Annotated in this window: 25 protein-coding genes; 8 read left to right on the top strand and 17 right to left on the bottom strand. The window is 49.9% G+C overall.

The features are described 5' to 3' along the window. The first annotated feature begins 10 nt into the window (after positions 1-10). The 3 genes from ACYVH9_RS04285 to ACYVH9_RS04275 all read left to right on the top strand — a co-directional run bounded on the left by ACYVH9_RS04285 (position 11) and on the right by ACYVH9_RS04275 (position 4380). Positions 11-1054 carry a quinone-dependent dihydroorotate dehydrogenase gene (locus tag ACYVH9_RS04285; protein ID WP_460635057.1) on the top strand — a complete coding sequence of 348 codons (1044 nt, stop codon included), beginning with the start codon at positions 11-13 and terminating at the stop codon, positions 1052-1054. A 16-nt stretch (positions 1055-1070) separates the two neighbouring features. Beyond that, a complete protein-coding gene (locus ACYVH9_RS04280; protein ID WP_460635056.1) occupies positions 1071-3575 on the top strand; it encodes an FtsK/SpoIIIE family DNA translocase in 2505 nt (834 codons plus the stop codon). A gap of 175 nt (positions 3576-3750) precedes the next feature. Then, positions 3751-4380, top strand: a complete 630-nt coding sequence (locus ACYVH9_RS04275; protein WP_460635055.1) for a LolA family protein — start codon at positions 3751-3753, stop codon at positions 4378-4380. Here the strand turns inward: ACYVH9_RS04275 and ACYVH9_RS04270 are convergent. The 7 genes from ACYVH9_RS04270 to bshA form a co-directional block, all read right to left on the bottom strand. Further along, positions 4270-4506, bottom strand: a complete 237-nt coding sequence (locus tag ACYVH9_RS04270) for a hypothetical protein (protein WP_460635054.1) — start codon at positions 4504-4506, stop codon at positions 4270-4272. The two genes, ACYVH9_RS04275 and ACYVH9_RS04270, sit on opposite strands and share 111 nt — an antisense overlap. Before the next feature lie 187 nt (positions 4507-4693). Next, positions 4694-6061: a hypothetical protein gene (locus ACYVH9_RS04265; protein WP_460635053.1), complete on the bottom strand. Its 1368-nt coding sequence runs from the start codon at positions 6059-6061 to the stop codon at positions 4694-4696. An 11-nt stretch (positions 6062-6072) separates the two neighbouring features. Beyond that, positions 6073-6822 (bottom strand): ABC transporter ATP-binding protein, encoded by a 750-nt coding sequence (locus tag ACYVH9_RS04260; protein ID WP_460635052.1) that lies wholly within the window; start codon positions 6820-6822, stop codon positions 6073-6075. A gap of 62 nt (positions 6823-6884) precedes the next feature. Continuing rightward, on the bottom strand, positions 6885-7400 hold the full coding sequence (locus tag ACYVH9_RS04255) for a TlpA family protein disulfide reductase (RefSeq protein WP_460635051.1): 516 nt from the start codon (positions 7398-7400) through the stop codon (positions 6885-6887). Between the two features lies 1 nt (position 7401). Next, complete coding sequence (locus tag ACYVH9_RS04250) at positions 7402-7602, bottom strand: hypothetical protein (RefSeq protein WP_460635050.1); 201 nt, start codon at positions 7600-7602, stop codon at positions 7402-7404. 752 nt (positions 7603-8354) lie between these two features. Continuing rightward, a complete protein-coding gene (locus tag ACYVH9_RS04245) occupies positions 8355-8639 on the bottom strand; it encodes a hypothetical protein (protein WP_460635049.1) in 285 nt (94 codons plus the stop codon). A 308-nt stretch (positions 8640-8947) separates the two neighbouring features. Next, the gene (gene bshA / locus ACYVH9_RS04240) at positions 8948-10084 is read right to left on the bottom strand and encodes an N-acetyl-alpha-D-glucosaminyl L-malate synthase BshA (RefSeq protein ID WP_460635048.1); all 1137 of its coding nucleotides are present in this window, start codon (positions 10082-10084) and stop codon (positions 8948-8950) included. Positions 10085-10297: 213 nt separating this feature from the next. Between bshA and ACYVH9_RS04235 the strand changes: the two genes are divergently transcribed. Both ACYVH9_RS04235 and ACYVH9_RS04230 read left to right on the top strand, forming a co-directional pair. After that, positions 10298-11197 (top strand): geranylgeranylglycerol-phosphate geranylgeranyltransferase, encoded by a 900-nt coding sequence (locus tag ACYVH9_RS04235; RefSeq protein ID WP_460635047.1) that lies wholly within the window; start codon positions 10298-10300, stop codon positions 11195-11197. Positions 11198-11273: 76 nt separating this feature from the next. Beyond that, positions 11274-11972 carry a TapB family protein gene (locus ACYVH9_RS04230; protein WP_460635046.1) on the top strand — a complete coding sequence of 233 codons (699 nt, stop codon included), beginning with the start codon at positions 11274-11276 and terminating at the stop codon, positions 11970-11972. 38 nt (positions 11973-12010) lie between these two features. Here ACYVH9_RS04230 and ACYVH9_RS04225 read toward each other — a convergent pair whose 3' ends face one another. The 9 genes from ACYVH9_RS04225 to ACYVH9_RS04185 all read right to left on the bottom strand — a co-directional run bounded on the left by ACYVH9_RS04225 (position 12011) and on the right by ACYVH9_RS04185 (position 19591). After that, positions 12011-12451, bottom strand: a complete 441-nt coding sequence (locus ACYVH9_RS04225; RefSeq protein ID WP_460635045.1) for a hypothetical protein — start codon at positions 12449-12451, stop codon at positions 12011-12013. A 110-nt stretch (positions 12452-12561) separates the two neighbouring features. After that, positions 12562-13464, bottom strand: coding sequence for an SDR family oxidoreductase (locus tag ACYVH9_RS04220; RefSeq protein ID WP_460635044.1), 903 nt, complete (start codon positions 13462-13464; stop codon positions 12562-12564). A 19-nt stretch (positions 13465-13483) separates the two neighbouring features. Continuing rightward, positions 13484-14200, bottom strand: a complete 717-nt coding sequence (locus ACYVH9_RS04215; RefSeq protein ID WP_460635043.1) for a peptidylprolyl isomerase — start codon at positions 14198-14200, stop codon at positions 13484-13486. 56 nt (positions 14201-14256) lie between these two features. Beyond that, positions 14257-14688, bottom strand: a complete 432-nt coding sequence (locus ACYVH9_RS04210) for a GNAT family N-acetyltransferase (RefSeq protein WP_460635042.1) — start codon at positions 14686-14688, stop codon at positions 14257-14259. A gap of 34 nt (positions 14689-14722) precedes the next feature. Beyond that, positions 14723-15646 (bottom strand): hydroxymethylbilane synthase, encoded by a 924-nt coding sequence (gene hemC / locus ACYVH9_RS04205; protein ID WP_460635041.1) that lies wholly within the window; start codon positions 15644-15646, stop codon positions 14723-14725. A 94-nt stretch (positions 15647-15740) separates the two neighbouring features. Further along, positions 15741-16643, bottom strand: a complete 903-nt coding sequence (gene rimK / locus ACYVH9_RS04200; protein WP_460635040.1) for a 30S ribosomal protein S6--L-glutamate ligase — start codon at positions 16641-16643, stop codon at positions 15741-15743. 68 nt (positions 16644-16711) lie between these two features. After that, the gene (locus ACYVH9_RS04195; RefSeq protein WP_460635039.1) at positions 16712-17188 is read right to left on the bottom strand and encodes an ATP-dependent zinc protease family protein; all 477 of its coding nucleotides are present in this window, start codon (positions 17186-17188) and stop codon (positions 16712-16714) included. Next, positions 17185-18330: a DNA polymerase III subunit gene (locus ACYVH9_RS04190; protein WP_460635038.1), complete on the bottom strand. Its 1146-nt coding sequence runs from the start codon at positions 18328-18330 to the stop codon at positions 17185-17187. Before ACYVH9_RS04190 ends, ACYVH9_RS04195 begins: the two co-directional genes overlap by 4 nt. A 67-nt stretch (positions 18331-18397) precedes the next feature. Beyond that, the gene (locus ACYVH9_RS04185) at positions 18398-19591 is read right to left on the bottom strand and encodes a putative sugar nucleotidyl transferase (RefSeq protein ID WP_460635037.1); all 1194 of its coding nucleotides are present in this window, start codon (positions 19589-19591) and stop codon (positions 18398-18400) included. 259 nt (positions 19592-19850) lie between these two features. Between ACYVH9_RS04185 and ACYVH9_RS04180 the strand changes: the two genes are divergently transcribed. The 3 genes from ACYVH9_RS04180 to nagA all read left to right on the top strand — a co-directional run bounded on the left by ACYVH9_RS04180 (position 19851) and on the right by nagA (position 22284). Beyond that, positions 19851-20303 carry a hypothetical protein gene (locus tag ACYVH9_RS04180; protein WP_460635036.1) on the top strand — a complete coding sequence of 151 codons (453 nt, stop codon included), beginning with the start codon at positions 19851-19853 and terminating at the stop codon, positions 20301-20303. Positions 20304-20367: 64 nt separating this feature from the next. Next, complete coding sequence (locus tag ACYVH9_RS04175) at positions 20368-21126, top strand: shikimate dehydrogenase family protein (protein WP_460635035.1); 759 nt, start codon at positions 20368-20370, stop codon at positions 21124-21126. Positions 21127-21135: 9 nt separating this feature from the next. Further along, positions 21136-22284: an N-acetylglucosamine-6-phosphate deacetylase gene (gene nagA, locus ACYVH9_RS04170; protein ID WP_460635034.1), complete on the top strand. Its 1149-nt coding sequence runs from the start codon at positions 21136-21138 to the stop codon at positions 22282-22284. A gap of 17 nt (positions 22285-22301) precedes the next feature. Here nagA and ribD read toward each other — a convergent pair whose 3' ends face one another. Next, positions 22302-23312 carry a bifunctional diaminohydroxyphosphoribosylaminopyrimidine deaminase/5-amino-6-(5-phosphoribosylamino)uracil reductase RibD gene (gene ribD, locus ACYVH9_RS04165; protein WP_460635033.1) on the bottom strand — a complete coding sequence of 337 codons (1011 nt, stop codon included), beginning with the start codon at positions 23310-23312 and terminating at the stop codon, positions 22302-22304. Positions 23313-23320 lie beyond the last annotated feature (8 nt).

Raw genomic sequence — 23320 nt, 5'->3', positions numbered from 1 at the left:
CATTTGTGCTATGTACAAGCGCATAGTCCTGCCTCTCCTCTTTCGTTTTGATGCCGAACGAATCCACCATTTTGCTACCTCATTCCTGAAAATTTCGCTTTCTATTCCGGGTTTTCGCTGGCTGGCCCGCCAGCTGTTCGTTGTCGACGATCCCCGGCTGAAACGTACGGTCTTCGGCATTACTTTCCCGAATCCGGTTGGCCTGGCTGCGGGTTTTGATAAGAATGCGGAATGGGTTGATGAACTGGCCTGCCTGGGTTTTGGCTTTATTGAAATCGGAACCGTAACCCCCCGCCCCCAACCCGGTAACGACCGCCCCCGGCTGTTTCGGCTCAAAGCCGACAAAGGACTGATCAACCGAATGGGATTTAACAACGAAGGCGCTAAAGCAGCTGCCATTCGCCTGCGCAAACGGACCTCCGGCCCGCGACTGATCATTGGGGGAAATATTGGCAAGAACAAAATGACTCCGAACGAGAATGCGCTGGACGATTACCTGGCCTGTTTTCACGACTTGTTCGATGCGGTCGATTATTTCGTCGTAAATGTCAGTTCGCCCAATACGCCGGGGCTGCGGGCGTTGCAGGAGAAAGAACCACTGATGGCTCTTCTCCAGCGACTGCAGGACGAAAACCGCACAAAGCCGGCGGCTAAACCTATACTGCTCAAAATTGCCCCAGACCTTACGGATAGCCAGCTGGATGATATCATTGAAATTGTCAACACAACACAGATCGCGGGGATCATTGCCACCAACACAACCGTCAGCCGCGACGGTTTACAGACGGATTCCCAAACCATTGAAAAAATCGGCATGGGGGGCGTCAGCGGAGCTCCGCTCCGACAGCGGTCGACGGAGGTGATTCGTTATCTTTGTCAACAGTCGGGTCATGCCTTCCCGATAATTGGGGTCGGCGGCATTGCAACACCCGAAGATGCGCTCGAAAAACTGCGGGCTGGTGCCAGTTTGGTTCAGGTCTACACGGGTTTTATCTACGAAGGCCCGACGTTAGCTAAACAGATTTGCAAAGTATTGGCAGAAGAGGTAGTTTAATGCAGTTTATACGAAAATGACACAACCCATCAACCGACAAAACACCATTCGGAACGAGCGGTCAAAAGCGCGACCTGCGTCGGGTTCGATGAAATGGCCTACTTTTCAGGCCGACCAGAAGTCGAAGCTGGCTTTTGGCGGGTTGCTGATGCTGCTGGCCGTAGGCCTGACCGTGGCTTTCTGCTCTTATCTGCTCACCGGACAAGCTGATCAGAGCGTCCTGAGCACCGTAACAGATTCGTCGGTGCGCGAGTCGGGTAACGAGATGCGGAATTTTCTGGGAATTCTGGGTGCCTTCATCGCCCACGTATTCATCTTTCGGTGGTTTGGAATTGCCGCGCTGGGCTTGCCATTGATTCTTTTTCTGGCGGGCCTTAAACTAGCCTTCAACCGCGAACCGCTTCCATTGGGCCGTACAACAAAGGGCATCCTGTTTTACATGGTCTGGTTTAGTTCACTGGCAGGTTATATTGTGCTGGCGACCGATTCGGTTGGCGATGGCAGTGTATGGTGTGGTGGCATTGGGTACGAAATCAACGTCTGGCTATTCAACCTCATTGGCTGGGGCGGCATTGCCATCATTGGTTTTGCCTTTTTCGTTTTTCTCATCTTTTTCTACGGAATCACGAAGTTTCCCACGTTTTCGCTGCCCAAGAAAACAACCTTCCCCCGTCCTTTTTTCGGAAATGAGCCGGATTCGGAGGAAACGGAAGACGAGGAGGAAGAAGATGACGTGGATGATTTTATCGATGTCAAACCAAAAATGAACGGTGTTCCTAAACCGGAGCAGCCATCGGTTGCCACGGTGCCGGAGCCAACGCAGGAAGAAGAACCCGAGCCCAAACCGGAAAAAGTCCTGCCGGTGAGTGCTTCGGCCAAAAAACCGTTGACGTTTACCATCAACGAAAATACGCCCGTCGAACCCGTAGCCGAATCTGCACAACCGGTAGCGGAGCCGTATGCAGGCCCAACCGATGAAGTAGATGAAGATGCGCTGAAACTACACGGTTTGTACGATCCAACGCTCGATTTGCCCCGGTACCAATTCCCGACTATTGAGCTGCTGACCGAATACCCTGAAAACCAAAAAGCCCAGGTTTCGGCCGAAGAACTGGAAGCAAACAAAGACCGGATTGTCGATACGCTCCAGAACTACGGAATTACCATCGACAGCATCAAAGCAACCATTGGGCCGACCGTCACGCTGTACGAGATCATCCCGGCCGCCGGGGTCCGGATTTCGAAGATCAAAAGCCTGGAAGACGATATCGCCCTCAGTCTGGCGGCCCTCGGCATCCGGATTATTGCTCCCATGCCGGGTAAGGGCACCATCGGGATTGAAGTGCCGAACAAAAACCGCGAGATGGTGGCCATGCGCTCGGTCATCAGCACCGAAAAATTCACCAAAAGCAATTTTGAGTTGCCGGTGGTGATGGGAAAAACTATCTCGAACGAAATCTTTGTTGCCGACCTGGCTAAAATGCCCCACCTGCTGATGGCCGGGGCTACCGGGCAAGGAAAATCTGTCGGGTTGAACGTGCTGCTGACGTCGTTGATTTATAAAAAACACCCGTCGCAGCTCAAGCTGATTCTGGTCGATCCTAAAAAAGTAGAATTGACCTTGTTCAACAAACTCGAACGGCATTTTCTGGCACAACTGCCCGACAGCGACGAACCGATTATCACCGATACGAAGAAAGTGGTCAATACGCTCAATTCGCTTTGTATCGAGATGGACAATCGGTATAACCTGCTGAAAGACGCGCAGTGCCGCAATCTGAAAGAATACAACGCCAAGTTTATCCAGCGCCGGTTGAATCCCGAAAAAGGCCATCGGTTTTTGCCCTACATCGTACTGGTCATCGACGAGCTGGCCGACTTGATGATGACGGCAGGGAAGGAAGTCGAACAACCCATTGCCCGACTGGCGCAGTTGGCCCGGGCCATCGGCATTCACCTGGTGGTGGCAACGCAACGACCTTCCGTCAACGTCATTACGGGTCTGATCAAAGCCAACTTCCCCGCCCGGCTGTCGTTCAAGGTAACGTCCAAAATTGACTCGCGGACGATTCTGGACACGGGTGGAGCCGAACAGCTGGTTGGTATGGGTGATATGCTGTTTTCGTCCAACTCCGACATCACCCGGCTTCAGTGTCCGTTTGTGGATACGAATGAAATCGAAGAAATCTGCGAGTTCGTGGGCAACCAACGCGGGTATGACTCCGCTTACAACCTGCCGGAATTTGCCGGTGATGAATCGGGCAATACGGAAGAACGCGAAATCGACCTGGAAAACCGGGACCCCATGTTCGACGAAGCCGCCCGTCTGGTTGTCAACCACCAGCAGGGTAGTACCTCACTCATTCAGCGTCGCTTGAAGTTGGGGTATAACCGGGCCGGTCGTCTGATCGACCAGTTGGAAGCGGCCGGTATTGTAGGCACGTTTGAGGGAAGCAAAGCCCGCGAAGTGCTCATCCAGGATATGAACGCTCTGGAAGAGATGCTCAAGAATATGAATTAAAGCAATATGGAAGAGTGGAAGTTAGGTGCAAGCCGCTTCCACTCTTTTAATTTTATCCCGCTCCTCTTTCCCACATTAAACTTTTTGGATTAAATCTTGTCTACCTACAAAACGGTCAGCAACTTTGCGGGCGGTTTTAGCAAATAACCCAGCATTCTACAAAAAGACGAAGCATATGAAAAAATTGGCCTTATTATGGGCATTAATTGCGGGACTAACCCTCCCGTCGGTAGCGCAGAAAGACAAAAAAGCGTCGGAGGTTCTCGATGCCATGAGTAAAAAGTATCAGGCGTTGAATTCATACAAAGCAACATTCAGCTACACCGGCGAAGGAGGGAATTACAAGGGCGATTTAACGGTGAAAAAGAATGCATTCCGACTTAAATTGGCCGGACAGGAAGTTTTCACCGACGGAAAAACGATGTCTACCTACATCAAGGAAACCAACGAAGTAAACGTTCAGGATTACGACGCCAGCGCCGGTGGCGATTTCAACCCGACCAAGATTTACTCCATCTACAAACAGGGATACAATTACAAATACATTGGTGAGCAGAAACAGGGTGGACAAACGGTGGAAGTAGTCGAATTGACCCCCGAAAAAAAGAATACACAGATTACCAAAGTGCAGATTGCCGTCAACAAACAGGACAAATCGGTAAAAGGGTGGAAATTAACGGATAAGAGCGGTAAATTAACCACGTATTCTATCGACAAATTTACCCCGAACGCAGCGGTGGCCGACAACTTCTTCGTCTTCGACAAGAGTAAATACCCCGGTGTTGAAGTGGTGGATCTGCGATGACAACTCGTGCAGATTTTGCACCCCATTCGCTTCAAAGCCTTCGGCCTTAAAGCCCAGACCGGTTGCCGCCTGACACAATCCCAGTAGGGTGGTTCCCTGAATGCTGGTCCCACTTAGCTCGCGCAATCGCTCTCGGGAGACATCTCCACCGTATTAACGAATCAGGGACAGCAAGCAGGCTACTCCGCAATCGGTTTGATCGAGTTGGCGGGTGAAGGTTTTGTTGATGCGCTTTCTCATGGATTTATGATTACGGTGTAGATCGATTTATAATGTTCCGTTCCGGCTAACAGATTTTCTCCTAAATATCACTTTACTCATCTTTAACAAATAAGCTATGGTATAATCTATATCTGGTACTAGTTGCATTTTTAGGAACGCTTCGATATACGAAATACCAGATACTCCAACCGATGCTAACACCAAGTAAAACCTCCGTTAGTAAGGTTTTCGATGCGAATATCGTCAGGATCATCAAACCAATCGAAGCACAAATGCTCCAGCCATTGACATTGTCGTTTTTCATCTGTCCAAAATTGAGGCTATTGTGAACTTCAAACGCTTTATAAAAAGAAAAAATCATTCCATTTAAACAAAGAAGGATTGTGCATAGCATGTAAAATAAGATAAGATTAGGCCCGATAAGTTGCGTATAAACTGTTACCCCAAGTGTAATAAATAAATCAAGTAATAGCGGCAAAATCAGAATTTGGAGATAAAGTCTATAAGCAGCCGTTGGCTTACCCATTGCACTATTTACCCAGACTGTCGGGAAGAAACCCCAGAGATTATTGGCAACATACGTAAACAGAATCAAAGGTGAAACATACAGTTTTTGGATATATTCTGCCGTAAATACATTTCCCGCAAAAAGGCTGCCTTGAAAAAACAGAAATACCACCTTTATTAACAAGCCGAAAGCAAAGGCATTTCTAGCCTTGGCGTTGCTCATAAAAACTTTGTAAACCGGTGATAAGCTACTTAAAATTGCAATTTTACGATTAAAGATAAACGTCGCACCGGACGGTTCAGCCACGGTTCGATCAAGCTGTATTAATAATCCAATCTGGCTTACCAAGCCAATAAACAGGACTGCAATTAGCACCCGTTCCTGCGCATAAAATTGCACGATCGCCCAAACCATAGTGGCATTTAAAATAGCCCAGCCTATCATCGACCATACTTGCCGTCGGTGGGATTGCTCAATAAACGCTTTCAGAGATTGTACGAAAATCGCCGTACTGGTCAGCATCAGCAGTGACGTAATCAGTTGAGTAACCGCATAACGCGTCGACAACGCGTTGATGATGAAAAAAGCAAGCCACGCGCCCGTAAACGTAAAGGTGAGTGAATCATACAAAACGTTGACAGCCCATCGATCCATAAAACGAACCGGGAAAACCGCCGATACTAAACCAGACCGCTGCTTATACGACGGAAAAAATTCGACCACGACACACAAAGCACATAGAGCCCCATTCATACCAGCGATGAAGGTTCCTGAATCAAAGGATAATCCATCAATCGTATCAAGCACATCGATGAGCCACCCTGTGCCCGCTGCGTACAGAAGAACGAGTAAAAGATACACAATCCGCCCGATCAACCCCCAAACAGATTCTGTATTTTTAACATAACCCGTAAACCGCCGACGTAGCGCGAAGCTTAATATGCGTAGCATGGTCATACGGATTAGAGCCAATCAAAGTCCATTGTCTTCGTTTTAGGTACCAGAATGTCAAATAAGGCTTCGCTAATTACTTTTGTCCCATTTGCCGTAAATTCACTTAACTCGCCTTCAAATTTGATCGTTGCCTCGTCCAAAATGACGATGTGGGTAGCTACTTCCTGAATATAATTCAGATCATGTGAAGCAATAACCACGAATCGATCAGCGCGCCGGTAATGCTTTAAAAATGAAATTAATTGATTGACCGACAGCGGATCAAGACCGGCGAAAGGTTCGTCCAGCAGCAAAATAGCAGGAACGGTTAGCAGCGCTCCGCACAGACCAATCTTTTTGATCATACCTGTTGAATAGGTACTGATCTTTTTTTTGATAGCCTCCGTATCGTCGAAGAAAAACTCCGTCAATTCCTTCGATCGTTGCTGAAAGGTTACTTCATCAACCTCGTGTAGTATTCCCACAAATCGCAAATAATCGAATCCCGAAAACTCCGGAACTGGTGGTAGTACATCGGATAGCACACCCAATACCCGTTTAAAGGGTAAGCGATCACCGGTTAACGGTTGTCCATTAAAAACAAACCCTCCTGCGTCGGGTTGCACTAAATCAATCAGGCAGTTTAGAAAGGTGGTTTTGCCAGCCCCGTTTTTACCGAGCAAGCCAATAACGTTGCCACCCCGAAACTCTATGTTAATCGAATCAAGTACTTTTCGGCCTTGATAGGATTTGCTAAGTTCTTTGATTATAAGCTCCATTTATTTGCTGAACTACCCTTAGTAAGAACATTGCCGTTCTTGCCGAAGAACAAGTTGATTGTTTACAATAATTGCAGAATAGCTTCCATCTTGGTTTCGCCTTTGTATTGCTTGCGCAGATTTCCGTCGGGACCGTAAATAAACAAATGCGGCACTAAGGTTGGACCGAAGGCTTTGGTGAGTTCCTCCGGCGTTAGGCAGCCCACACAAACGTTGGCGAGCGTGTCCAGTCCGAACTGCCGGGTAAATTGGCCGACCCGGGCCGGTTTTTCGGTCGTCAGCATCCAGATGGTAGCCCGCTTCAACGCATCCCGATTTTTGCTGATCTTGGCGGCTTCGTACTGGCAGTGCTCGCAATCGGGGTTAAAGAGAATAATAATGTTGGTACGGCCTTGCAGCATGGCTTGTGATACGGGTCTGGACGGTGCCTGAATGGAAAATTGACTAAAATCCGGCAGGGCTTGGCGTCGGGTTTGGATTTCATGGGTACGACTCACGGCACTGACGGTGCGGCTGAGAAAATACCCGATGAGCACCACAACCCCAATCAATAAGCTGTATGTTAAACCGGTTTTCATATCAGGATGCGTAGGTGACGGTTACGAAAACAACCAGCGTTACCCAAAGTAATAAGCCGACCCCGTAAGAGGAGCGCACCAGGCTAAACGCTTTTGAGAACGGCTCTTTACAGGCATCCGACACCCCGTAAGCCAGTAAAAACCAGTACGCGAACTCAAACAGGTTGGCCGTTTGTAAGGGGTAATGCCAGTATTGTTGCACTTCTTTCGGATTGAATAATACATACTCACCGTCTAATTTCTTGTATTTTTCCTCTCAATCTTATTTGACAAATAGACTGTAAGTATCCCTATAAAGAACCCTAATACTGCCCATACGATATCTTGGCTATTCCTAAAAAAATAGGTACACTTTACTCCGGCTGGCAAATAAATAATTATAGATATCACAATAAATATTATGCCTAGATACCTGCTAATAGCAGACCAAATATTTTTCTTATTCATGGATATAAACAATGCGATATTTGATAGAGCATTTCCAACAACTACTCTATCAAAAAATTAATATCATTACCAACGGTTATTGTAAATTTACCCAATGAAGGGTAAAAATTAAGTGATAAGCCATGAGTTTTATAAATTATAAAAGCCAGGTGACCACTAAGAATAAAAACTGTGGAACAAAAAGGATCTCCAATAATGTTTTCATATAAAATAAACTATACAATAATGACGACAAACATTTTCAAATTAACTATTTATTTCATTTTGACGTTTTTATAATTTATCTTTCTTGATTTTAAAATAATAATAAATCATCAAGATCAATGAAAAATATAGTAAAAAAAACCATTCTCCATTAAATTCATTCTAAAATTGAGCAGGTTTTCTCTATAAATCCTTATACCTATTCCTGCAAATATTGCTATAGATAGCAGTCTATTGTATTTCTTTATATTATCAGTTTTCATTTAAAAATACAATTAAATTTATGCAAGCTTCGATATATGTTTAAGCAAAAAAATATTTATATTCTGATGACTTTTCCATCTGCTCACCGCTCAATTTCCGCCTAAACTGAAAGACAAGTTCCCCTTCTTCGGCATAGTAATACGTCCGGCGAACGGCGCAATACGCCAGTGGTACGCCCAGGTCATTAACCAACTCGTCGCGGATTTTGTACCAGGCCCGTTCGCTAATACCCAGTTTTTCGGCCAATTCTTTGGGAGTACCGGTTGCCCGTCGCCGGATCAGGTAATTCAGGGCTTCGTAGCGGTTGTGAAGTTTGGAGATCATAGCCTGAACAACGTTTAGGAGTTTGTTGTCAGACGGAGCTTTTAAAGAAAAGTCACGCTTGATTTTTAAAAAACCCGCAGATCATTGAGCGAACGGCTTATCAGGTAACCCGAATCCATAAACCAGTTTATTGAAGCTTGTAAAACAAAAAAGCCGGTCACAATGACCGGCTTTTTTGTTGACTCTATCAGACAGACTTTTACCCTAAAACCCCATTCCAAATGGCCATAAACAGAACCCTATAATACGACAGTGTCCCGCTCTTATGCCTTCTGATTGCAAGTACACCGTGACTATTCATCAGAATCTCAAACCAACGCGCGGCTTTCTTGCACCACCTTTTCGTAATACGACTCATAAAGCGGCAGAATGCGCGATATTTCAAATTCCTTCGCCCGCTCCAGGGCATTGTGTTTAAACGTAGGCAAGTTATCGTCATTCAACACGAACAGGGCGTTTTTTACCATATCGTCGATATCGCCTACGTTGCTCAAAAAACCCGTTACCCCCTGTACGTTCAGCTCCGGCAGCCCGCCCGCATTGGAGGTGATCAGGGGAACCTCGCAAGCGAGGGCTTCCAGCGCAGCCAGACCAAAGCTTTCGTTTTCGGAAGGCATCAGGAATAAATCCGCAACCGACAACACTTCTTCCACGGCATCGAGTTTTCCCAAAAACCGTACATCGCCATAAATACCCATATCGCGGCACAGTTTTTCGATGCGCACGCGCTCCGGACCATCCCCCGACAATAGCAACTTGCTCGGTATCTGTTGGTTGATCTTGTGGAATACCTGAACAACATCGTCAATGCGTTTCACCCGCCGGAAGTTCGACGTATGCACGATCAGCTTCTCACCGTTCGGGCAGATGGCCATTTTAAAATGGTCTTTCTTCTGGCGTTTGAACCGCTCGAGATCGATAAAGTTTGGAATGACCTCAATATCCCGGCGAATGTTGAACTGCTCCAGCGTCTCCTGCCGAAGATGCTCCGAAACCGCCGTTACCCCGTCTGACTCGTTGATGCTGAACGTTACAACAGGCTCGTAAGAAGCATCTTTGCCCACCAGCGTAATATCCGTACCGTGCAATGTGGTAACGAATGGAACCGTCCGGCCTTGTGCCCGCAGAATCATCTTCGCCATGTAAGCCGCCGAAGCGTGCGGGATCGCGTAGTGGACGTGCAGCAGATCCAATTTTTCGTATTGCACCACGTTCACCATTGCGCTGGAAAGCGCCGATTCGTAAGGAGGAAACTGAAAGAGCGGGTAGGTGGGTATATTTACTTCATGGTAAAAAACATTCTCGTTGAAAAAATCCAAGCGGGGCGGTTGCTGGTAGGTAATAAAATGGATCTTGTGACCAGCTTTTGCCAGCGCTTTGCCCAGCTCCGTCGCAACAACACCACTTCCCCCGAAGGTCGGGTAACATACGATGCCAATTTTCATAAAATCGATAAATGCTTGAAGGAGAGTAGGGTCAGAAGTGTAAACGGGTGATGGTTCATCACCTCTTCACTCCTTCAGCCCTTCTACCACTCACCATAACATTAAATGCAGCCAATTGTGTTCACGGTTTCGACCAGGCGGAGAAAGATTTTAACGACACCGCAGATTCGGCCCGGAAACCGTATCTTTGATAACTGATTGTATCATTTGGCCATGAACCCAAGAGTCCGGAGCAAAGCGCCCCGTGCGGGTACTCCACCTTTTTACGTATTCGTGTTGGGATTTCTGCGGCTGGTCCGGGTGCAAAACCTCCTGATCATCGTAGGCACCCAGTATTTTGCCCGCGTAACGCTCGTTGGCCCACGCGAAAATTGGACCAGCCTATTACTGGACTCCAAACTTTTTTTGCTCTCCCTTTCAACGGTTTGTATTGCCGCAGCCGGGTACATTATCAATGATTATTTCGATATCAAAATCGATATTGTCAACAAACCCGAACGTGTCATCATTGGACGGTATCTGAAACGGCAGATTGCGATGGGAGCCCACCAGGCACTGAACGTCCTGGGTGTTGTGATCGGTTTTTACCTCAGCAAATGGGTATTCGTAGTGAATGTTCTGTCGGTCACGCTGCTCTGGTTTTACTCGGCCCAGTTTAAGCGTCAGCCATTCATTGGCAACTTCATTGTGGCCTTTCTAACGGCCCTGGCGCTGATTGTTCTGGCGGTTTATTACCGCCAACAGGTTGACTTGCTCCTCATTTACGCTCTTTTTTCATTTGTCATTACGCTGGTTCGGGAAATCATCAAAGACATGGAAGACGTCAAAGGAGACGCTCGTTTTGGCTGCCGCACCCTCCCTATTGTCTGGGGCCTTCGCCGAACCAAAGTGGTTCTCTACGTGATTATTGCCACCTTCATTGTATCCCTGTTCGTCATCGCTCATTTGCTGCAAAACCAGCAGTTGTTCTGGATGTTTGTCATCCTGCTCATTCCGATAGCGTGGCTCGTTTACAGGCTCGTCAAGGCGGACACCAAACGTGATTTTTCGTACCTGAGTTCGCTGTGCAAACTGATCATGCTGATCGGCGTTGTCAGCATGGCCTGGGTCTAATGCCCGTTTACTCAATCGTTTATTTCCTTCTTCCAAAATCTTCGTACTTTTTGGAGTTATAACCATCCCTGTACCCATGAAAACCGTTCTCCTTCTTTTCGTTATCGGCCTGTTTTCGCTCACTGCGTCTGCTCAGGACTGCCTGGGCATGAAGTTCAAGTCGGGAGCCAGCTACGAAATCCAATCCTTCAACCCGAAGGATAAGCTTGTCAACCGGATGGTTTACACCGTCAAAGATGTCAGAAAGGAAGGGGGTTCCACCGTGGTCAACGTGGCCGTCCAATCGTTTGATGACAAAGGGAAACCAGCGCCAGAAATGGCCGTAACCTACACCTGTACAGGCACAGAACTCATTGCGGATTTATCAGGAATGATCATGGCTACCAACGACGCCATGAAAGATATGGAAGTCCGGGTGAAGGAAAACAAGCTGGTTTATCCGAAACAGTTGGGAGAAGGCAACAAACTGCCCGACGGCGTACTAACCGCCGAAATGTATCAGAAAGGCAATAAAGTGATGGATATCGATTTTAACATTGTCAACCGGATGGTCGACGGTAAAGAGAACCTGACTACCCCCGCCGGAACGTTCAATGCTTACAAAGTCAGCTCAGAAGTCAACATGACCAACCGCGCGATGGGTATTCCGATTCGGGCCAACTTCCGTTCAATCAGCTACCGGGCCGATGACGTATTGTTCGACCTCAAAACCGAAACCTACAGTAAAAACGGAAAATTGAGAGGCTACACAATGATGACCAAACTGGCAAACTAACAACCCCTGACCATGAGGACGGTTTTCGCTTGAACCGCTCAAATTTGCTTGTTAGCAATCAATTTGCTGATTGCTGTTCCGTTGACGGCAATGATTTCTTTGGCTTCAATAGCGGGGTCCAGATCCAGCGCCCGGAAATTGACGCTAATTCCCCCCTTCGGACGAATCAGAGCGACAAACCGCTTATCGGCGCCCGAACCGACTTCCCGGAACTCCTTAACCACCGCATATTTGTAAGCGTAGCCTTCTTCCAGATGCGAAGAAGCGGCTTTTTGCCCGAATTTGTCGAAGGAGGTATAAATGTGTTGATACCCTCCCGATGCCTGTTTCCCCTCACCAAACCGAATCGTATCGCCTATTTTCAAAACCAGACCGCGCTTTGTCGTAACCGGGCCGTTTACTTTTTGCCCGGAAGCTGGCAACTGCGCCAGGCCAGGCAGCGAAAAGAAGGCGAACGCCAAAAATAAGGTCCATTTCATAACGGTTTTCGGTTTATGGTTTTCAGGGTATGGTTGACGGTAGTAGGTAACGGATTGAGCGGGTGCGCTCGCCGGACACCCAATACCGTAAACCATAAACGATTTACTACTTACGAAATCTGGTCGGCCAGAACCGCAATTCCTTCTTCGAAGCTCTTGGGTTCGTAGCCCAGCACACGACGCGGTTTGTCCAGCACAAAACCCGTACGCGGTGGCCGCCGGGCCGGTTGCGTAAACGTCGACGAGTCGGCCTGCGTAATCAGCGACTTATCCAACTGGAAGTAATCAGCGGTTTTGATAGCCATTTCGTACGGCGTCAGAAAATCTTTGCCCGAGATATTAAAAATTCCTTCGGCTTTCTGATCGGCGATAAGCCAGCAGCCCTGGGCCAGGTCTTCGGCCAGCGTCGGGCTCCGCCACTGGTCTGTCACTACTTTAATCGTTTTCCCCTCTTCCAGTGACTTTTTCACCCACAGAATAATGTTCGTCCGGCTCATGTCGTGGGCAATTCCGTACACCAGAACCGTTCGGGCAATGGCCCAGGGGATACCTGAATGAATAACGGCTTTTTCGGCGGCATATTTGCTCCAGCCGTAGAAACTGATCGGGTTCGCTTCGGCTTCTTCGCTGTACGGCCCAGCCGAACCATCAAAAATAAAGTCCGTTGAAACGTGCACCAGAAAGGTATTGTTAGCCCGGCAAGCTTCCACCAGGTATTCTACCGCCGATACATTCTGCGCCCAGCACGCATCCTTCTCGGCCTCACACTGGTCTACGTTGGTCATAGCTGCCGTATGAATGATCACCGCCGGTTTGGTCTGGCTCACGACATCCAGCACTTGCTGCCGATTCGTAATGTCCATCGACTGATAGACGTAGTTGTTCGATTCGGGCAGCCGATTGGTGCCCCGTGCTGTAGCAATTAACTCAACATCAGGCGCCTGCGTTAATAGGTGAACCAGCTTCTGTCCAAGCAAACCGTTGGACCCGGTAATAAGAATGCGTTTTTTCATAAGGTTGTCGATAGGGGCCTCATCGCTTTGGATATACGTATCCAAACTGTTTGGTAATTTTTTTCTTTTTCATCCACTCGCCCGAAACCGTCATTTTCAGGTCTTTCGTCGGACGATTCAGGGGGTTGGCGGGTTGTTGAGCAACGCTGTCGATTACGGCCAGGCCGTCGATCACTTCCCCAAAAACCGTGTAATTGCCGTCCAGGTGCGGAGTACCGCCCAAGGTTTTGTAAACCTGTTTCTGCTCCTCCGTAGGTTGCCGTCCTTTCATTTGGGCGATGCGTTCAGTTTGCTGCCGGAAGTTTTCATCATCCCAGACCCGGCCCTGAACCACATAAAACTGGCAGCCGCTCGAGGCTTTTTCTGGATTGTTGTCGCGGGCAGCCGCCAACGCACCTTTTTTGTGAAACAATTCCGGCACAAATTCAGCCGGTATGGTGTAACCAACATCGCCGTTGCCCAACATCTGCTCCGTTTTGGCCGTCCGCGATTCCGGATCTCCGCCCTGAATCATGAAGTTCTGAATGATCCGGTGAAACAGCAAACCGTCGTAGAATTTTTCCTGGGTCAGCTTGATGAAGTTGGCTTTGTGCTGGGGCGTCTGGTCGTACAAAATCAGGTGCATTTGCCCATAATCCGTACTGATCGTAACCAGATAATCTTTCTTTTTAGACGGCTTTTTGGCCCAGACAGGACCAGTTAGCAATAAAGCAAGCAACAATACGGATAGCCGCATAATGAATAAATGGAAAGAGTTATACGTTCTTCTTTCTCTCTTTTCTTTTGTCTGAACTATAATTTCAGGGCAAAATGGTGACTGACGATGTTAAACCGTTTGTTCAGGTAGAGCCGGTGGGCATCATACCGCTGCGGATTGTGTCCCGAGTCAAGTGTCACTGCGGAGCAACCCGCCTTGCGCGCTTCATCAATCACAAAATCAACCAATTGACCGGCATAGCCCTTCCCGCGTTGGTCGGGCAATGTCGACAAATCATCAATATACAGCGTTTTACCACTGAATAGCAGGTTCATGTACCGATAGCCAATAGCCGCCGGAGCCGCCATTTCGTCGGCAGAATCGACATAGGCGACCACATATCGATCTTCCTTTTGCAGGAGCAAAATTTGTTCCAGGGCCTGGTCTTCGGTCAGGTGAGGACGCAACGTTACCAGCGCTGGCAGGCAACGACGAAGTTCGGCTTCGGTTTGGGCAATTTTAACCATACGGGTTGTTGCTGGAAAATCTTTGGCCGACAAGTTACAAGTTTTGCCGAACTGCCCGCAAGATTTCGTCGCCCCCCTTTGCTAAAATGCTTTCGGCCAGCGCATGTCCGAGTTGTTCGGCTTCGGCCCCAGGCCCGTTGAACTGATCGCGCAGCAACTCGCTACCATCCAGGCTGACGACTCCACCGGTCAGGTGCAGTTCATCGTTTTGCCAGGTAGCCAGCCCAAAAACGGGAATGCTACAACCGCCTTCCAATCGACGCAAAAAAGCCCGTTCGGCCTTCAGGCAAGCCTCGGTGGGTTCGTGGTTCGTGAGTTGCCGAACCAGATTTAGCTTATCGAGTGACAGGCTGGCAGCCGCTTCGACGGCTACGCTACCTTGCCCAACAGCCGGTGTAAACTCCTGGGTTGGAAGGTATTCAGCAATCAAATCGTCGTATTCCATCCGGTGTACGCCCGCGTAGGCCAGCAGCAAGGCATCACACTGCCCTTCTTCCAGTTTCCGCAGCCGGGTTTGCAGGTTGCCCCGCATATCGACGGTTTTGATGTGCGGACAAAAATGTTTCAACATGGCCACCCGACGCGTCGAAGACGTACCAACCACAAATTCACGGCCACTCGTCAGCGACAGGCTCTTGTCGTGGCTGATCAAAACGTCGTTTACCCGTTCTCGCTCGGTAAAGGCAATGATGGATAAATCCTCCGGCAGCGACGATTGTAAATCTTTGGCGCTGTGAACGGCGATGTCGATGGTTCCGGCCCGAAGCTGATCTTCGAGTTCCTGCGTAAAAACGCCCTTGCTACCAATTTTTGCCAGTGACCGGTCCAAAATCTGATCTCCTTTGGTTTCGATCAGGACTAATTCAGATTCAACATTCGCCGTTTTCAGTAACTCCTGAATGTAATACGCCTGCCAGAGCGCCAGTCGGCTGCCGCGCGTTCCAATTTTGATTTTCATGCTTCTTTTTGAATGATGACTTAGTAATGAGCTACCGCAGCGCTTTCATCGTTCATCAGCACGCGGGCGGCCCCGTCCTACTTCATCAGTTCCTTTAAACGCCAACCGTATCGACTTCGTCGGTCGGGATTTTTTCTTCAATATATTCGACAATCTGACCAGCAATATCAATACCGGTAGTTTTTTCGATGCCTTCCAGCCCCGGCGAAGAATTGACTTCCAGCACCAGCGGCCCCCGCTGCGATTGCAGCATATCAACCCCCGCAACCCGTAATCCCAGCGATTTGGCGGCATTCACGGCTGTCCATTCTTCGTCAGACGTCAGCAAAACCGCCTGGCCGGAACCGCCCCGGTGCAGGTTCGACCGAAACTCGCCTTCCTTGCCCTGGCGTTTCATGGCAGCTACTACCCGGTTGCCCACCACGAATGCCCGGATGTCGGCCCCTTTTGCCTCGGCAATATACTCCTGGATTAAGACATTTGCTTTCAAACCGTAAAAAGCTTCAATGGTCGACTTGGCAGCTTTAGCGGTTTCGGCCAGTACCACCCCCACGCCCTGCGTCCCTTCAATCAGCTTAATCACCACAGGTGGCCCCCCTACCAATGTAATCAGCGGATCGACTTCTTTCGGTTGTTTGGCAAATACGGTTTTGGGCAGGCCTACGCCCGCTTTCGACAAAACCTGCAAACTTCGCAGTTTATTCCGAGACCGGGCAATGGCTTGTGAACGGGCCGTTGTAAACACTTTCATCATCTCAAATTGACGCACCACCGCACAGCCGTAGTCGGTCGCCGAGGCCCCGATCCGTGGTACAATGGCATCAATCTGCTCCAGCGGACGGCCCTTGTAAAGCACCTCCGGCTTACCGCCCTCAATCATCACCTGACACCGCAGATGATCAATCACAACGGGCTCGTGCCCGTGTTCTTCGGCGGCCTTGACCAAACGCTGCGTGGAATACAGCTCCGAATTGGTCGACAAAATAGCAATACGCATATACGTAATAAAGAAAAGTCGGTTGATCGAAAAACAGGGAAGAACAAACCCAGGCTGTGTGACCAACGTCAGGAAGCCGGGTCATGTTGTTTCATTTGATACGAAACGTTTTGAAGTGATACGTCAACAACAAATTTGTTGCGCAATAGTTTGCGGCCCAACAGTACCGGAAAGCGCATGCCCCCCCGGTTGGCCAGCGAAAATTCGGCCCGGATAAGCCGCCCCATGATGAGCACTCGGGTTTGAATAACAAACCGCTTCTCGGATTGCCCGAACGAATTTTTAATGGTTTTGTACTGAAACAGATTGGTTACAAAGTGCTTTTTTTTCTGCCCCCGGTTTACTACCAGTGAAAACCGTAGCCGCAAACCGTCACCGTGTGGCACCAGCTTGACGTCTGTGCAGTGAATGGCAGACGTATAAGCGCCGGTATCAATCTTGGTCTCAACGTCGGCCCACCCCAGGTCCGGAAAATCCAGTCGGTCCGAAAAACCGATGACCTGTTTAGGTCGTTCGGCCGCGACGTTCTGCTTCGCACGTTTCATTTTCCGTTGCGAATCAAACTGCTGAAAGAAAGCGACAGGTCCATCATGACCATTTTGGCCCGGACATTCCGTTCGATATGATACACCGCTTCGTTCAACTGACCAACCATACTTTCGAGGTGTTCGGAGGTAAGCACTTTGCCAAAATTTTCTACAAACGTACGCTCTTCGTCGGGTAGTCGCAAGAGTTCCGTAACGCCGTGTTTCCACAAAAATAAATCCCGGCACAAACTCAGGCTATAATCCAGAATGCCGCGTTGTTTTTCCTTCCCCAATGCATCAAACACATCAGCCTGCTTGACGAGCGCGATCAGATCCTGCCGGTAACACAACCGCATCCATTCGGCAAACCAGCCATGCCGGTCGCCCCCGGGATCGGCCTCGTTCTTTTCGGGTTCCTCCTCCGACAGCCGGATCGCTTCCGACAGATTCCCGTCGGCCAGATAAGCCAACTGCCGGGCTCGTTTTTCGGGCAGTTGGAGACGATCGAGCAGATGGCGGGTTATTTCTTCATCCGTAAACGTGTGCACGGCCACCCGCTGCGTCCGCGACAGAATGGTAATCAGCAGTTTGTCGGCCTGGTTAGTCACCAGCAGAAAAAGTGTCTGGGCGGGAGGCTCTTCCAGCAGCTTCAACAGGGCGTTGGCGGTAGCCGCGTGCAGGTTCTCGGCACACCAGATCAGCACAATCTTGTACTCACCTTCGTAGGCTTTCAGGGACAGCTTGCCCATCAATTCGCGCGCTTCCTCCACCGGGATGTTTCCCTGTTTGATCCCCGCAGCCGCCAGCCATTCGTCCAACACCCGGTACGGATGCTGGAGTACAAACTTGCGGAAATCGGCCATCAGGGTTTCGCTCGTCACTTTGCTGCCCGCAACCGGAAAAATGATTGATAAGTCCGGATGAACCAGCTTCTGCATTTTCGTGCAGGAAGCACACTGTCCGCAGGAATCGCCCAGACCATCTGCTGCTTCCTGCCGGTTTTCGCAGTTAACGTAAGTCGCAAACGCCAGCGCCAGCGCCAGATTCGCACTACCCGGCGGCCCGTCGAAGAGCTGGGCATGCGCCAGGTGATTGGTTTGTACCGCCCGGATCAACGCCCGCTTCGTGTCGTCGTGTCCAATGATGTCACTAAATTGCATAGTGTAAGGAAGAAAGCTGCACCGACTAAAAAACGTTAATTCGCCACGACCTTCCCCGTTAATCTTCTTAAGTCTTTTCTCCTTTTTCCAGTCGATATACTTCCCGCAGGATGTTTTCATCCACCTCGTCAAACACCATGCCCCGGCGGCTGACGGTTTCGCGGACGACCTCAATGGCCTTGTCGAGCCGGTAGTTGGTAATGCCTTCTGCGCCACCACCCCACGAAAACGACGGCATGTATTTGGGCTGGAAGCCCGCTCCGAACACATTGACATTGACCCCCACCACCGTTCCGGTATTGAACATCGTGCTGATGCCTGCTTTCGTGTAATCGCCCATCATCAGTCCACAAAATAACCGTTCGAGGTTTTCGAACTGGCCAGTTGCGTAACTATATAGTTTAACGTTCGAGTAATCGTTCTTGAGGTTGGAATTGTTGGTATTCGCCCCCAGGTTACACCATTCCCCAATGACCGAGTTGCCCAGAAAACCGTCGTGACCTTTGTTGCTGTAGCCGAAAAAAATCGAATTACTGATTTCTCCACCTACTTTGGTGTAGGGTCCAATGGTGGTATTGCTACGCATTTTTCCACCCCAGTTGACCGTGGCATGATCGCAGAGCGCGAAGGGTCCCATCATCACCGTTCCTTCCTGAATCAGCGCGTTTTTTCCGATGTAGATCGGTCCGCCCTCCGCATTCAGCACAGCCGCCCGAATCACGGCCCCTTCTTCCACAAAAATATTTTCGGGCGCGTAGCACCGCGTGTGCGGGTCGCTGATCGGCTGCGACTTACGGCCCGCCGTCAGCAGCTCGAAATCGGCCCGGATCTGGTCGCTGTTGTGCACAAAGATATCCGGTAAACTCCTGATGATGGTAAGCGGTTCGTCGAAAACCGTTCGGGTCCGGGCATCGTCTGGTGAAGGGACCGTTTTTTGGATTTTTTCCGCATGCAGCGCCAGCAACAGACCGTCAGGAGTCGTCAACGCTTCACCGGGCCGCAAGCCGTTCAGTGCCTTAATGAGCGGTTTCGTAGGACAAACACCACCGTTCACGAACATTCCCGCGGTACTTGCCGAAAAAGGATACTTTCTTTGCAAGTACGGTTCCGTCAAAAAACCGGGGGTTACCTTCAACTGGGTGGCCCATTTTTCGGTGATGGTGCCAATGCCGACGCGAATTTCACTCACGGGCCGGGTAAATGTAAAAGGCAACAAGGCCGTTCGAATGGTCGGATCGTCAAATAAAATCAGGTTGTGCATAAGCTGCTCGACAGTCTGGTTGCAAATATCTAGACTTTAATTGAGAAAGTGACAGCCCGTTTTTTTGTTAAATTTTTAATTTTTTAGTGTGTCTTTTAAACCATTTTGGCGTCAAAATGGTCACTATAGCATACAGGATTGCAAGTTCCCACCCATACCAACCATGAAAAACATCTTTTTGCTGGCGTTAATTGGCTTAATGCTAAATTGTGACAATAAAAGGATTGGCGTCCCTCAGCTTCCTAATTGCGGCAATTTCATGGCTTTGAAAAATAAGCAGGAATGGTCGGCAGCGTCTACGGCTACGCTTTTCAACCATAACAGCATCAATGTGATGGTGGAAGAATGTAACAGCTTTCGGGCAGACGGTCAGGTGGAATGGCTCAGCATCAATCAGCTCCCCCTTTCACCCGGAACCTACAAACTGCATTCTACACAGTGGGAAGCTATTAACGGCACCCCGCTCTCAGCCTGGCTATACACCCGGGTTGGCGATAACACCACCGGAACGCGCTATAATTTGTACGTTTCAACGACTGAAAAAAACGACGTTACGATCGATGCTTACAACGCCACGTCCCGCCAGTTGGATGGGCACCTGAATGCAACCTTCGTGATTGATCCGGAAAATGACTCGCCTTCCGGTTCACAGGCAGACACCATCCGGATTCGGGATGCCATTTTTTCAGTGGTGGTCAACGGCGCAATTTAATTCTACTTCTCCTCGGGTTTACGGGTTTTGATCGTAGCTTTGGGCAACCGATTAATTCCTTTGTATGCGTCGATACGGTCTAATTGGGTATCCACTCACCCACTCATTTTCCCAGAAATACTTCACCCAAAAGTTCGAAAACGAAGGTATTCCGGACAGCCGTTACGATTTGTTCGAACTGCCAGATCCGGCGGCTTTTCCCCAGCTCATCGCTTCGATTCCTGATCTGGTTGGCCTCAACGTGACTATCCCGCACAAACAGGCAATCATTCCGTTTCTGGACGAACTTGATCCGGCTTCGGCTGGGCGTATCGGGGCCGTTAATACCATTCGTCTGTTGCCCGATGGTCGCAAAATTGGTTACAATACAGACTATTACGGTTTTCGGTCGTCGCTGGAAGCCTGGCTTCAATCGCTGGAAATCGGCCCCGCTACCCTCCAGGCGCTGGTGCTTGGCAACGGTGGAGCCGCCAAGGCCGTCAGTGCAGCGTTGAACGACCTGCAAATCCGCTACCGGCTGATCTCCCGCCAGCAAACCGCCGAAGCCCTGTCCTACGAAGCCTTGACCCCCGAAATCCTGGACGAGTACCGTCTGATTATCAATACATCGCCCGTCGGCACGTACCCCAACATCGACGAGTCGCCGGCTATCCCGTACGGCATGTTAAGCAACCGCCATTTGCTTTACGACCTGGTGTATAATCCAACCGAAACCCGGTTTTTGCAGCAGGGCCGCGAACACGGAGCGACTACCCACAACGGATTGCCTATGCTGTATTTGCAGGCTGAAAAAGCCTGGGAAATCTGGAACCAACAAGTGTAACATACGGCCATGCAGGATTTTACCCTGACCCATGCAACGGTTTTTACCGGAACCGACGTGATTTCGGACGCTACCGTGCGCGTATCCAACGGGTTGGTTCAGGAGGTTACTACGAGTCGGCTGAACGATGATGCGGGGGAAATCGATCTGAACAATCAGTGGTTGGTTCCCGGTTTTGTTGATTTGCAGGTTTACGGCGGTTCCGATGCGTTTCTGAACGAATCGCCCACGGCCCAAACCGTCGAACACATTTACCAAACCCACCTGAAGAATGGCACTACGTCACTCCTGCCAACGCTCTACTCAACCTCGCTTGAGGTCATTCATACGGCCATTGAAGCGGTACGAGAAGCCCGTCTAACGAATCCGAATGGGGTACTGGGATTGCACGTAGAAGGTCCGTACATTAATCCCGAAAAACGGGGTGTTCATAGCCTCGCCTATATTCATCCGCCGGTTGAAGCCGAACTGAATAAGTTACTGGAAAAAGGCCACGATGTGATTCGGCTCCTAACAATTGCGCCGGAGCTATTCCTTCCAGACCAGCTATCTCAGCTCCTGAAACAAACGGCGAAAACGCACGTTCAACTTTCGGTCGGGCACAGCAACGCCACCTATGAGCAAGCAAGCAGCTTCTTTCAGCAGGGTATTGGCCTGGCCACGCACCTGTACAACGCCATGCGCCCGTTCGAAAGCCGGGAACCGGGTGTAGTGGGAGCGGTTTTCGATCACCCGACGGTTCACGCCAGCCTTGTAGCCGACGGTTTTCACTGCGACTGGGCGGCCATCCGAATCGCCCGGCGGTTGCTGGGCGAACGTCTTTTCCTGATTTCGGACGCAATTCTGGCCAATCCCTCCAAGTCTTCGCACGGATTTGAAGATTTCACCCTTTATTACGAAAACGGGCGGTTTACGAACCACGAAGGCAAACTTGCCGGTTCGTCCATTACGCTGCTGGATGCCGTCCGGAACAGCATTCGGCACGTCGGTCTGGAGCCTTCGGAAGCTTTTCTGATGGCATCGACGGTACCGGCCGAAATCATCGGTGCGGGTGATACGTTAGGAAAAATCCAGCCCGGTTTTATCGCGAACCTGGTTGTTCTAACCTCCGATCTGACGGTTTCCAACGTCATCGCCAATAGCCAGCTGCATAGCTGAATGAGCGTCGCACGGTTTCAGGGGCGATACGTCATCAGCCAATCTTCCCCGATCCGCTCCGTATCAACCAGCCGCCCCCGCACCACGGGAGCCGCCAGCCCCGCGCCCAGCACATGCGAGCTTTTAAAAATTTTCACTTCGTCCCACAACCCCCGCTCCAAAAAACTATTCAGCAAAACCGCCCCGCCTTCCACTACCACCGACTGGATCTTTTTGCGGTAGAGATCAGCCACCAATTGGGTGAGGAAGTCGGCTTCGGGATTCAATGAAACATACGTCGTCCGGCTGTCGGTTTCGGTTTGCGCGGGCACTGTCGAGTACACCAGCGTTGGCTGAAAACTGTCGAAAAGATGCAGGGAAGATGGTAATTGCAGCAGTTTGTCAATCACTACCCGGACAGGATTGCGTCCGCTCCAGAGCCGAACGTTCAATTGCGGATTATCGTACCGGGCGGTGTTGGTCCCGATCAAAAACGCGTCCTCCTCGGTTCGCCATTTGTGCACCAGCTGCCGCGACAAGGCCCCGCTAATCGGCATCGGTCGAAAATCAGCCGGAGCCATAAAACCGTCGGCGGTTTCGGCCCATTTCAAAATCAAATACGGACACTGTTGCTCAATAAACGTAAAAAAACGTCGGTTCAGCTCCCGGCCTTCGTCGGCCAACAGACCCGTTTCAACCTCGATACCGGCGGCCCGCAGTTTGGCCAGTCCTTTTCCCGCTACCAGCGGATTCGGATCGTCGTTACAGACCACTACTTTCTTTACTCGTTTTTCAATCAGTAAATCCGCGCAGGGGGGCGTCTTTCCAAAATGCGAACACGGTTCCAGGGTTACGTAAACCGTGGCCTCGGGCAGCAAGGTTTCGTCGGTCACCGACCGCACGGCATTCACTTCGGCGTGTGGCCCGCCGTACTGCCGGTGCCAGCCTTCGCCAATGATACGCTGATTGTGTACAATAACGCAGCCAACCATCGGGTTCGGACTGACGTGCCCCCGGCCTAAACGTGCCAGTTCGAGTGCGCGGGACATGAATAAAA

This window comes from Larkinella harenae (assembly GCF_054780515.1).
The sequence above is the reverse complement of the archived record's forward strand: the minus strand, read 5'-3'. Positions and strand labels throughout refer to the sequence as shown.

Coding starts and splice junctions, on each gene's coding strand:
- ACYVH9_RS04175 (WP_460635035.1), top strand. CDS start 20,368: ATGCGTCGATACGGTCTAATTGGGTATCCACTCACCCACTCATTTTCC.
- ACYVH9_RS04220 (WP_460635044.1), bottom strand. CDS start 13,464: ATGAAAAAACGCATTCTTATTACCGGGTCCAACGGTTTGCTTGGACAG.
- ACYVH9_RS04225 (WP_460635045.1), bottom strand. CDS start 12,451: ATGAAATGGACCTTATTTTTGGCGTTCGCCTTCTTTTCGCTGCCTGGC.
- ACYVH9_RS04230 (WP_460635046.1), top strand. CDS start 11,274: ATGAAAACCGTTCTCCTTCTTTTCGTTATCGGCCTGTTTTCGCTCACT.
- ACYVH9_RS04245 (WP_460635049.1), bottom strand. CDS start 8,639: ATGATCTCCAAACTTCACAACCGCTACGAAGCCCTGAATTACCTGATC.
- ACYVH9_RS04195 (WP_460635039.1), bottom strand. CDS start 17,188: ATGAAACGTGCGAAGCAGAACGTCGCGGCCGAACGACCTAAACAGGTC.
- ACYVH9_RS04260 (WP_460635052.1), bottom strand. CDS start 6,822: ATGGAGCTTATAATCAAAGAACTTAGCAAATCCTATCAAGGCCGAAAA.
- bshA (WP_460635048.1), bottom strand. CDS start 10,084: ATGAAAATTGGCATCGTATGTTACCCGACCTTCGGGGGAAGTGGTGTT.
- ACYVH9_RS04180 (WP_460635036.1), top strand. CDS start 19,851: ATGGCTTTGAAAAATAAGCAGGAATGGTCGGCAGCGTCTACGGCTACG.
- ACYVH9_RS04210 (WP_460635042.1), bottom strand. CDS start 14,688: ATGGTTAAAATTGCCCAAACCGAAGCCGAACTTCGTCGTTGCCTGCCA.
- ACYVH9_RS04265 (WP_460635053.1), bottom strand. CDS start 6,061: ATGCTACGCATATTAAGCTTCGCGCTACGTCGGCGGTTTACGGGTTAT.
- rimK (WP_460635040.1), bottom strand. CDS start 16,643: ATGCGTATTGCTATTTTGTCGACCAATTCGGAGCTGTATTCCACGCAG.
- ACYVH9_RS04190 (WP_460635038.1), bottom strand. CDS start 18,330: ATGCAATTTAGTGACATCATTGGACACGACGACACGAAGCGGGCGTTG.
- ACYVH9_RS04185 (WP_460635037.1), bottom strand. CDS start 19,591: ATGCACAACCTGATTTTATTTGACGATCCGACCATTCGAACGGCCTTG.
- nagA (WP_460635034.1), top strand. CDS start 21,136: ATGCAGGATTTTACCCTGACCCATGCAACGGTTTTTACCGGAACCGAC.
- ACYVH9_RS04285 (WP_460635057.1), top strand. CDS start 11: ATGTACAAGCGCATAGTCCTGCCTCTCCTCTTTCGTTTTGATGCCGAA.
- ACYVH9_RS04275 (WP_460635055.1), top strand. CDS start 3,751: ATGAAAAAATTGGCCTTATTATGGGCATTAATTGCGGGACTAACCCTC.
- ACYVH9_RS04235 (WP_460635047.1), top strand. CDS start 10,298: ATGAACCCAAGAGTCCGGAGCAAAGCGCCCCGTGCGGGTACTCCACCT.
- ACYVH9_RS04215 (WP_460635043.1), bottom strand. CDS start 14,200: ATGCGGCTATCCGTATTGTTGCTTGCTTTATTGCTAACTGGTCCTGTC.
- ACYVH9_RS04280 (WP_460635056.1), top strand. CDS start 1,071: ATGACACAACCCATCAACCGACAAAACACCATTCGGAACGAGCGGTCA.
- hemC (WP_460635041.1), bottom strand. CDS start 15,646: ATGAAAATCAAAATTGGAACGCGCGGCAGCCGACTGGCGCTCTGGCAG.
- ACYVH9_RS04255 (WP_460635051.1), bottom strand. CDS start 7,400: ATGAAAACCGGTTTAACATACAGCTTATTGATTGGGGTTGTGGTGCTC.
- ribD (WP_460635033.1), bottom strand. CDS start 23,312: ATGTCCCGCGCACTCGAACTGGCACGTTTAGGCCGGGGGCACGTCAGT.